The sequence below is a fragment of the Terrisporobacter muris genome (genome assembly GCF_024621905.1).
Lineage (GTDB): Bacteria > Bacillota > Clostridia > Peptostreptococcales > Peptostreptococcaceae > Terrisporobacter > Terrisporobacter muris.
In genome coordinates this window covers 1-8,203 of sequence record NZ_JANKBY010000152.1, presented here as the reverse complement: position 1 = coordinate 8,203, position 8,203 = coordinate 1, and the positions used below count along the sequence as shown (strand labels likewise).

General features: G+C 27.1%; 8 protein-coding genes and 1 pseudogene. 7 read left to right on the top strand and 2 right to left on the bottom strand.

Features of this window, described 5'->3' with window-relative positions; all coding sequences use genetic code 11:
- Positions 1-195: 195 nt before the first annotated feature.
- Positions 196-399: a helix-turn-helix domain-containing protein gene (locus tag NSA58_RS11990; RefSeq protein ID WP_330652565.1), complete on the top strand. Its 204-nt coding sequence runs from the start codon at positions 196-198 to the stop codon at positions 397-399.
- Positions 386-633 (top strand): annotated as a pseudogene (locus NSA58_RS11985) (DDE-type integrase/transposase/recombinase); the annotation flags it as partial. The gene NSA58_RS11990 and the pseudogene NSA58_RS11985, both read left to right, overlap by 14 nt.
- A gap of 155 nt (positions 634-788) precedes the next feature.
- Here NSA58_RS11985 and NSA58_RS11980 read toward each other — a convergent pair.
- Positions 789-1,808, bottom strand: a complete 1,020-nt coding sequence (locus tag NSA58_RS11980) for a SpoIVB peptidase S55 domain-containing protein (RefSeq protein ID WP_039679426.1) — start codon at positions 1,806-1,808, stop codon at positions 789-791.
- A gap of 193 nt (positions 1,809-2,001) precedes the next feature.
- Entirely contained in the window at positions 2,002-2,430 is a 429-nt protein-coding gene (locus NSA58_RS11975) for a hypothetical protein (RefSeq protein WP_039679427.1), read from the bottom strand.
- Between the two features lie 162 nt (positions 2,431-2,592).
- Here NSA58_RS11975 and NSA58_RS11970 point away from each other — a divergent pair, with 162 nt between their 5' ends.
- The 5 genes from NSA58_RS11970 (at position 2,593) to NSA58_RS11950 (ending at position 8,141) form a co-directional block, all read left to right on the top strand.
- Positions 2,593-3,402 carry an N-acetylmuramoyl-L-alanine amidase gene (locus NSA58_RS11970; RefSeq protein WP_039679428.1) on the top strand — a complete coding sequence of 270 codons (810 nt, stop codon included), beginning with the start codon at positions 2,593-2,595 and terminating at the stop codon, positions 3,400-3,402.
- 13 nt (positions 3,403-3,415) lie between these two features.
- Positions 3,416-4,144 carry a zinc dependent phospholipase C family protein gene (locus NSA58_RS11965; RefSeq protein ID WP_074079440.1) on the top strand — a complete coding sequence of 243 codons (729 nt, stop codon included), beginning with the start codon at positions 3,416-3,418 and terminating at the stop codon, positions 4,142-4,144.
- Positions 4,145-4,300: 156 nt separating this feature from the next.
- Positions 4,301-5,857, top strand: coding sequence for an ABC-F family ATP-binding cassette domain-containing protein (locus NSA58_RS11960; RefSeq protein ID WP_320649534.1), 1,557 nt, complete (start codon positions 4,301-4,303; stop codon positions 5,855-5,857).
- A gap of 94 nt (positions 5,858-5,951) precedes the next feature.
- Complete coding sequence (locus tag NSA58_RS11955) at positions 5,952-6,584, top strand: TIGR01906 family membrane protein (protein WP_039679431.1); 633 nt, start codon at positions 5,952-5,954, stop codon at positions 6,582-6,584.
- 207 nt (positions 6,585-6,791) lie between these two features.
- Positions 6,792-8,141 (top strand): SH3 domain-containing protein, encoded by a 1,350-nt coding sequence (locus NSA58_RS11950; protein WP_074429478.1) that lies wholly within the window; start codon positions 6,792-6,794, stop codon positions 8,139-8,141.
- Positions 8,142-8,203 lie beyond the last annotated feature (62 nt).

The following is an 8,203-nucleotide window of genomic DNA, read 5'->3' as shown; positions in this document are numbered from 1 at the left end:
ATTTTTAAGTAAAATATTAAATTATGTTAATGATTATATTCCACAAAATAATTAAAAAATATTTATTTATTATTTTAGTTTATATTCTTAGTATTAACTATTTATTAAAGATTTAAAAATATATGAAAAAAAAATTTGAGAAATAAAAAAGAACTACTAAATGTACTGCACCCCAATTGTTGGACCCAAAATCTAATGATTGGTGTGTTTTGCATGACAAAATATAATTATAGTTTTAAACTACAAGTAGTAAAATCTTATTTAAATGGAGAAGGCGGATATAAACATGTAGCAGCTAAATATAATATCCCAAATGAATCTCAAGTTAGAAGGTGGGTTAACTTATATACTACCTTCGGCGAAGATGTTTTAGAAAGAAAAAATAATTTTATCATTTAATTTATCACTAAAACCAACTTTTGAACCTATTGAAGATGCACTACTTAAAGCTATTAATATTACAAAAGATTGCCCTTATAGAAGAACATTTCATTCTGATCAAGGATGGGCATATCAAATGAATAGATATACAGAACTTCTTCAAGTAAATAAAATTTTTCAAAGTATGTCTAGAAAAAGTACTTGTCTTGATAATTCTCCTATGGAAAATTTTTCAACTATTATAATAATGATTGAATTAAGGAAAAATTAAATTGGAATAGTCCTGTTACTTATAGAATTAAACATAATTCAACTTTGTACAATTAAATAAATAACACTGGGATGAAAATTATCATACCAGTGTTAAGTCCAACTTTTAGGTCTTAGTACAAAAAGCAGTTCTTTTTTTATTGAGGTTCTTCTAACATCCATTTAATATAAACACCATATCCTACAGTAGGATTATTTTCTAAAGCATGAGATACAGCACCAACTATTTTGTTACCTTGTACTATTGGAGTTCCACTCATTCCTTGTACAATACCACCAGTTTCTTTTAAAAGCTGAGGGTCGGTAATTTTAATTTTAATTCCTTTTGAGTCAGGCTTTCTTTGTTTCTCAATATTAATTATTTCAACATTATATTTTTTACATACGTTGCTTTTGTTTTGTAAGATAATTTGAGCTTTTCCTAATTTAACTTCATCTACTTCTGCCACTTTATACTTTTTGTAATTAGATAAATCCATATTATTAATTACACCTTTAATGCCAAAAGTAGTATTATCATCAAATTCACCAATTACATTGTTTTTTGTGGCATTTATACATCCTACATTACCTTTACAAGATTTCTTAATATTTAAATTGTTTGTTAATGAAATACAACCTTTTTTTATAGGAATTTTTCTTGTAGTTCCTATATTAATAGAGTGAGCTACAGCACCAAATTCATTTGTATTAGGATTAATATAAGTTAAAGTAGCAAAACCTGATATGAAGTTATTAAAATTAATTTTTTCTAAGGCATTTTTATCACATTTTAAACAAAAAACTGAATTTTCTCTTCTTATTAAGACTGAAGCATCATCATCTCTATTTAATGAAGAAATAGCATAACTAAAATCTTCATAAGAAGTAATATCATTATTTTCTACCTTTAAAATAGAATCACCTATTTTTAATGGACAATTATCAATTTCATTTCTAACAATGATATTTTTTAATTCTGCATCAATTTGTAATATATTTCCCATAGGTATTAAGTATTCACAATCATTTTTTTCTAAAGATTGTGAATAAATAAAATTATTTGAGAAAAAATATAGAAAAACATAAAAAAATATTAAAACTAAACCATTTATTCTATTTTTTATTTTTGATGAAGCAATTTCATCTTTAAAAATTTTATTTAAAATATAAAACACCTTCTTTCTGTCATGAGTTCATGTTGGTGCTTTAATATTATCTTGCTCAGTATAGGAGTTTTAATCCTTGGAAATGAGTTTCAACAAGGGCGAAGATTTCAAAAAAAAACAAGGGATAATTTAAAATGGCTAAATTTAAACGACAAAAAAATAAAAGAAATAAAAACATGTAATTTTATTGTAAGATATGTTTTTATTTCTTTTTTTTTATGATTTTTTTACCATTATTACCGTCATTTTTTGAGGAAGTTACTGCAACATCAGCGACAGGAGGAGTAAAGACTGGATTATTAGTATTATTATTGCAATTGTTTACACTTTGTATTAATGCTAATTCATCAGACAAAACAGCAAAAAAGGTAGATAATATTCCTAAATCTGTTGAAGATAATTCTTCACCCAAAGCAATAGCTAGAGTTGAAGCTAGAACAATATAGTCGACTGAGCTAAAACAACAAAGTTTAGAGTGTGTATTTTTACTACTGCTAGATTGACTTGATTGAGTATTACTATAAGCAGAACTTTTTTGAGCTTTGGAGTTATTGTTAATGTTTTCTTTTTGGCAGTTACTTCTTTTTTTAGACTTCTTTTTTCTATTTGGATTATTTTTTGTTTCACTCATTTATTTAATCTCTGAATAGAGATTTATAATCACCTCCAAAACTAGATATATAAATATATATGTTAAACATAGAAAATAAAAAACTATGAAGATAAATAAGCCAATCAAAAGTAGGAAATAATAATTTATATTAAAATATTATAGAAAAAGAAAGGAAGGCTTATGAAACTTTATAAAGTATCACTTATTATTATAATGATTTTAGGGATAATCTTTATTGGCAACTCTGACCCAATGAAAAACTTATATAAAAACAGTGCATCTATAATAACGGGGTTAAAAATAGATGACAAAAGTAAAAATTCAACTAAAAAGGAAGATACAAAGGAGAAAGAGAAAGCTGAAAAATATTTAATTTGTATAGATCCAGGTCACCAAGCCAAGGGAGATTGGAAAAGTGAACCTGTAGGACCTGGATCACCATACCAAAAAGCTAGAGTTTCTTCTGGTACAGTCGGTATAAGTACAAAAAAACCAGAATATATTTTGAATTTAGAAGCATCTGAAGTTTTAAAACATATATTAATAAGTAAAGGTTTTGAAGTTATTATGACTAGAGAAAGTCATGATGTAAATATAAGTAATTTAGAAAGAGCTACATTTGCTAATAATAAGAATGCAAATATGGTGATTAGAATCCACGCGGATGGTTCTGACGATACATCAATAACAGGTGCATCCATTTTAATTCCATCGCAAAAAGGTAAATATACATCATCAATCTTTGAAGCTAGTTATGAATGTGCTAATTTAATAAAAAGTAAAATGGACAATGGCGGATTTAAAGTTAATGGAATCTTTGAAAGAGATGACTTAACAGGATTCAATTGGTCCAAAGTACCAGTAGTATTGGTAGAAATGGGATTTATGAGTAATTATAATGAAGATGAGATGATGTCTAATAAAGAATATCAAAGAAAAATGATGCAAAGTATTGCTGACGGAGTAGAAGAGTATTTTCAGACTAATTAAAGTGGTGATATAAATGAATAATCGTGTAGAAAAAGTTTGTGGTAGACTAATATCTCAAACCTTTAGAGTAATAAATCCTATTAAAAAGAAAATTATAAATACAAACTGTGAAGTACATTTATTTATTCAAAACAGCGCATTAGATGTACTAAGAGAAGACAGGTATGATAAACAAGCACAGTTTTATAAAAATTTTGAACCCTATATAAATAAAGGATTAGTATGGGCTGACCAAGATTTCAAATCATATTTTCATTTTTATAATCCTGAAGATAAAAAGGGCATGTATGGTCATACAACAAATGCTATGACTTTAGCAAATACTTACTATAAAAATGCACTACACTTTATCAGTAAAAATGATTATGAAAATGGAATGGCTTATTTTGGTGCAATGTGTCACGTAATACAAGATGTGACAATACCTCAACATGCTAAAAGAAAATTGTTAGATAGTCATAAACAATTTGAAACTTATGTGAAATTAAATTATAGAAAAGTAAAACGATTCAAAACAAAGGAAGGACCTTTAGTTTATAATAGTGTGAGTGACTATATAGATTTTAACTCTAGAAGTGCTTTAAATTTTGATTATATGTACAAAGGCATAAATGATGATAAAACAAAATTCTACCTTGTAGCATTTAATGCCCTCAATCTTGCTCAGAGAAGTACAGCGGGATGTATGCTAATGTTTTATGATGACTTAGAAATGATAAGGAAAAAGGATAAATATAACTAATTAATAAAAGAGCCAACTTAAAATTTTAAGATGACTCTTTTTCTTTATATAATCATATTTTGCTTATTGAAAAAAGGTAAAAATAATAAATATACATTTTTATAAAAATGAAATATAATAGTATAGATATTATAGACAAAAAATTTATGAAGAGGTGTGAAAATGCTTGTAGTAGAAAATGTCAGTCATGGATTCGGGGCTAGAGTTATACTAGAAAATGTATCTTTTAGACTTAAAAAAGGTGAACATATAGCACTAGTTGGTGCAAATGGTGAAGGTAAATCTAGTTTTTTAAATATAATAACAAAAAAACTTATGCCAGACGCAGGAAATATAAAATGGTCTTCAAGAGCGACTGTTGGTTATTTAGATCAGCATTCAGTTCTTGAAAAAGGAAATACAATAAAAGATATTCTTAGAGGTGCTTTTAAGCATATGTTTGAACTAGAGCAAGAAATGCTTGCTATGTATGACAAAATGGGTGAAGCAAGTGATGAGGAGATGACTAAACTTCTTGAAGAAACGGCTGAAATCCAAACAATATTAGAAAATAGTGGATTTTATACAATAGATGCAAAAATCCAAGAAGTAGCTAACGGACTAGGTCTTGGAGAAGTTGGATTAGATAGAGATGTTGATGATTTAAGTGGAGGACAAAGAACAAAAGTACTCTTAACTAAATTACTTTTAGAAAGTCCAACAATACTTATCCTTGACGAGCCTACTAACCATTTAGATGAGGAACATATAGTATGGCTTACTAGATATCTTCAAGAATACGAAAACAGCTTTATCTTAGTATCACATGATGTTCCATTTATAAATGATACTTGTAATGTAATTTATCATATAGAAAATGCAGAGCTTACTAGATACAAAGGCAACTACGATGAGTTTGTAAGACTTAATGAAATTAAGAAAAGACAGGAAGAAAGTGCTTATGAAAAGCAAGTTGAAGAAAGAAGAAAGCTTGAAGATTTCGTACAAAGAAATAAAGCAAGAGTTGCCACACGTGGTATGGCAAACTCTAGACAAAAAATACTTGATAAGATGGAAATTTTAGAAAGACCAAAGGAAAAAATAAAACCAACATTTGATTTTAGAAATGCTAGAGCGGCTTCTAGATTTATATTCCAAACAGATAACTTAGTATTAGGTTACAATGATCCTTTAACTAAACCATTAAACTTTCAACTAGAAAGAGGGCAAAAAATAGCTCTTAAAGGTATGAATGGTATAGGTAAGTCTACATTACTGAGAACATTACTTGGAATACAAAAACCATTTGATGGATCAGTACAATTAGGAGATTATTTAGAAGTAGGATATTTCGAGCAAGAGTCTTCAAAGGATAATTACAACACTGCTTTAGATGATGTATGGAATGAATATCCAGTATTAACAAACTATGAAGTAAGACAAGCTTTAGCTAAATGTGGCCTTTCAAATGAGCACATAACTTCTCAAGTTAGAGTTCTTAGCGGAGGAGAAGCTGCTAAGGTTAGACTTTGTAAATTAATGCTTAAAGATATAAACTTCTTAGTACTTGATGAGCCTACTAACCACCTAGATGTGGAGGCTAAGGATGAGCTAAAGAAAGCTATAAAAGAGTTCAAAGGAACTGTTTTATTAGTTTGTCATGAACCTGAATTTTACAGTGACATAGTAGATGATGTATGGAATATAGAAGATTTCACTACTAAAATAGTATAAATTTAATTTTTAGAATATGAGCAACGGTATATTTATATATCGTTGCTTAAAAAATATAAAGGGAAATAAAAAATTTATTTTAAGGGGATTATAAATGAAAAGATTATTAAATATCTTGATTTCATTTTCATTGGCTATTTTTATAATCAGTGGTTCAGTAATATTAGCTTTAAAGTGTAAAAGTTTATATTATTATGATGTGAAAAAATTAAACATAAGTGCTATGAGTGGATTTAGTGAAGAGGAAATTAAACTAAACTACGATTACTTAATTGACTATAATTTAAATGCAAATGTTGGGGAATTTAACTTGCCTACAATTAAATATTCTGAAGAAGGAAAAATTCATTTTGAAGAAGTAAGAAATATATTTCAAGTTATTAAAAGTGTGTTTTACATAAGTGGAATAATTTCTTTATTGGGAGTAATTTTAAGTATTAAAAATAAAAATATAAATTTTTTAAATGCTACATCAATAATTACAATATTATTGCCAATAATTGCAACAATACCACTTGTTATTAATTTTAATTATTTCTTTATAAAATTCCATGAGGCAGTATTTTCTAATGATTATTGGATATTTGATCCTAGAATAGATCCAGTGATTAATATGTTGCCACAGGATATATTTTTCCACATAGGGATATTGATTTTAGCAATAGTACTTATAGTAAGCATTTTGCTACAAATAAGTTATAGAGTGTTAAATAAAAGATTAAAATAAATTATAAGACCGTGATTTGGTAAAATTGCCAAATCATGGTCTTATAATTTATATGGATTTATTGGAATGAGAATATATATTATATGTAAAAAAGTTAAAATTATTCAATATATTGTAGAATACAGAGATGAAATATTATAAAATCTTATAAGAACGATAATATTTTTAACATTGTACAAATCAAATTGGAGGTAATATGGAGGGAATATGATAAAGAATAAAGTAAATGGTGTTACGGCTAAATTACTAGCAATTGCACTAATTTTGAGTGCTAATTTTTTACCACTAGAAGTACAAGCCTTAAATAAAAAGGATACAGTAATCACTAGTCAAGTTGAAAAAAGTTCAAAAACTACACAAAAGGGAGTAGTAAATACGAAGTCTTTAAATATTAGAAAAGGAGCTGGAACTAAATATTCGAAGATAGGTTCTTTATCTAAAGGTGATAAGGTTCAAGTAGAAGGTAAAACTTCTAGTGGATGGTATAGAATCAAGTATAAGAAGACTTACGGATATGTTAGTGCAAAATATATAAAAATCACATCAACTAACTCATCAAGCTCAAGCACAACATCAAAAGCTACAAAAGTTAAATATACGGGTACTACAACTGGTGGTTTGAATGTAAGAAAGGGTGGATCAACATCCTATTCTAAAATAGGGTCATTAAAAAAAGGAAGTAAATTACAAATAATTGTTAAGCTTTCAAATGGTTGGTATAAAATCAAATATAAGAATACATATGGGTATATTATTGGAAAATATGTAAAAAATGTTAAAGCAATTAATTCATCAAATTCAAACTCTGAAGAGGTAATTATAAAAACTGGTACTATAAATATATCATCAGTAGATGTTATGAAAAAATCCTCTCTAGAATCTACTAAAATAGGAACTTTATCAAAAGGAAATAAAGTAGATATTACAAAAATAGAAAGTAATGGATGGTATAGAATTAAATATAATGGTGATTATGGATATGTTGAAACTTCTTATATAGATCTTAATAAAGAAAGAACAGATTTAAATAATTTCTTGTTTGTAGGAGATTCATTCACATATCTTATGAAAGATACTATAGCATCTAAAAATAAAAATGTATATATACATGCTAAGAGTGGAAGTATGCCAGGATATTGGATAGATAAAGTATCAAGTATGCCTAAAAACTCAAAGGTAGATGGAGTTGTTTTATTAATAGGAGTAAATGGTGCAGGATATGAGTCAAATAGAACTGATGTTAAGATTTTAATTAATAAATTATCTGAAAGATATCCAGATAAGACTATTTATGTGCAAAAGATTTTCCCAGTGGGAAGAGCGTTTAAAAGTGCAAATCCTTATTCATTTAATCAAAAGATATCAGGCCTAAATAGTGTTATAGAGTCTCACTGCAAAAAAGTAGACAATGCTGTATTTATAAACACTACGTCAGGATTTATAGATAATGATGGCTACTTACTAAATCATAGTGGAGATGGGTTACATATAGCATCTAAATATAACAACAAATTTTATAGCAATATATTTAATGCAGTAAAAAAAGCAGAAAAATAAATATTCTATATAATATAAAAAAGGAGATATTAATATCTCCTTTTTTATTAATCATCTTTTTT